General features: G+C 53.1%; 2 protein-coding genes. Both read left to right on the top strand.

Features of this window, described 5'->3' with window-relative positions:
• The first annotated feature begins 79 nt into the window (after positions 1–79).
• Positions 80–451, top strand: coding sequence for a hypothetical protein (locus tag H5T67_12600; GenBank protein ID MBC7246144.1), 372 nt, complete (start codon positions 80–82; stop codon positions 449–451).
• Positions 452–550: 99 nt separating this feature from the next.
• The coding region (gene secD / locus H5T67_12595) for a protein translocase subunit SecD (protein MBC7246143.1) at positions 551–1,914 on the top strand (1,364 nt) is incomplete at its 3' end.

Genomic DNA, 1,914 nt, shown 5'->3' with positions numbered 1-1,914 from the left:
CTGGCTGTTCGTTTTCCGCTGCCACCTCTCTGAAACACCGTAACTGCCATGCCTATAACGGGATGTGAGGCGCAACGTTATGCGTATAGTCCTGGTAGGCATTTGTGGAAGTGGCAAAACTGCACTAGCGCAAGGGCTGCGCAAGCTGGGCTACGAAGTGCGCGAATGCGGGCAAGAGCATTCCGAAGTCCCTTATATGTGGCAGGCCATCTCGCGACCGGATGTGTTGATTTATCTGGATGCCAGCGAAGAGGTGATCTATCGGCGCGGACAGCGCCACTACGTGGTAGGGTGCGTGGAAGAGCAACGACGGCGTTTGGCCCATGCACGCGCCCATTGCGACTTGTACATCATGACCGATGACTTGACTGAATCGCAGGTTCTCGATATTGCACGAGAATTCTTAGAAGGCTATACGCCCAAGCGCAATGGTAATTTGACAGACCAGTAGGGATGGCATATAATCGAGCAACCTGAACAGGTACAAGCCGGCCACACCCGGCAAGGGGTGTGGTTATTATTTGTCTGTTCAAAATCTTGGAGGAATTTGATGCAGCAGCGTGACATGACTTTGTTGATGCTTATCATCATCGTGACAGGTATCACGATCTGGATTGTCTGGCCTAACAACCCTGGCCTGCATATCCATTTTGGCCCGATCCATTTTGATCGCGACATTAAAGTGCACCGCGGACTTGATTTGCAAGGTGGTGTACAAGTAGTACTGGAAGCCGATTTGCCTTCGGGACAACAGGTGGACGCAGATGCCATGGCTGCGGTCAAAGGCATTATTGACAACCGTGTGAATGGCCTAGGGGTAGTGGAGCCCCTCGTACAACTGGCAGGCTCCAACCGTATCGTCGTTGAATTGCCTGGCATTCAGGACCCCGAGTTGGCTATTTCCACTCTGCGCCAGACTGGCCTCCTGGAATTCATAGATGCCGGCAATACTTTCCTGCCCCCGGGCTTGGAAGTTCAGACCAGCTTCCGTGAAAGTGGCGAGTTTGGCATCCCAACTCCTACCCCCGAACCAACCGCAACCGCTACTGCTCTGGCTACAGAAACAGCAACGCCTACTCCAGCGCTTACTCCCACAGAGGTTGTCTCACCTACGGTAACTGCTGAAGCCACGCCTTCACCCACTCCGCGCCCGCGCATCTTCCGCACGGTGATCACTGGAAGACACTTGAAGACGGCACAGGTTGGACAGGATGAATACGGCCGGCCACAGATCAACTTCACCCTAACCGAAGAAGGGGCAAAAATCTTTGCCGAGCACACTGCAGCCAACATTGGACGTTACTTAGCCATTGCAATGGACGGGGTCATCATCTCCTGCCCGCGCATCGAAAGCGCCATCACCGAAGGCTCAGGCCGCATCACGGGGGACTTTAAGCTCTCCGAGGCACGCAGTATCGTTATCCAGTTGCGATATGGTGCATTACCTGTACCACTGAAGGTCATCCAAAACCGTACCGTAGGCCCTACGCTGGGCCAGGATTCTGTTGCCAAAAGCACTCGCGCAGGCATTATTGGGGTCATCATCGTCCTGTTGTTTATGCTAGTGTACTATCGCCTGCACGGCTTAGTAGCGGATACAGCGTTGATTATCTATGCACTAGTTACATTCAGCCTGTTCAAGCTGATTCCCGTGACACTGACTTTGCCCGGTGTCGCAGGCTTTCTATTCTCTATAGGCACTGCGGTAGATGCCAATATTCTGATTTTTGAGCGCATGAAGGAAGAACTTCGCCAAGGAAAGCGGTTCGGCTCTGCTATTCAGGGTGGTTTCGACCGTGCCTGGACTTCTATTCGTGATTCCAACCTCTCCACCTTGATCACGTGCGCGATTCTCTATTGGTTCGGTTCCAATTTTGGCGCCAGCATGGTCAAAGGCTTTGCCGTCACGCTTTT

Source organism: Chloroflexota bacterium, from assembly GCA_014360905.1.
Classification (GTDB): domain Bacteria; phylum Chloroflexota; class Anaerolineae; order UBA2200; family UBA2200; genus JACIWX01.
Note: the sequence above shows the minus strand (reverse complement) of the source record. Positions and strands in the feature narration are given on the sequence as shown.

Coding starts and splice junctions, on each gene's coding strand:
- H5T67_12600 (MBC7246144.1), top strand. CDS start 80: ATGCGTATAGTCCTGGTAGGCATTTGTGGAAGTGGCAAAACTGCACTA.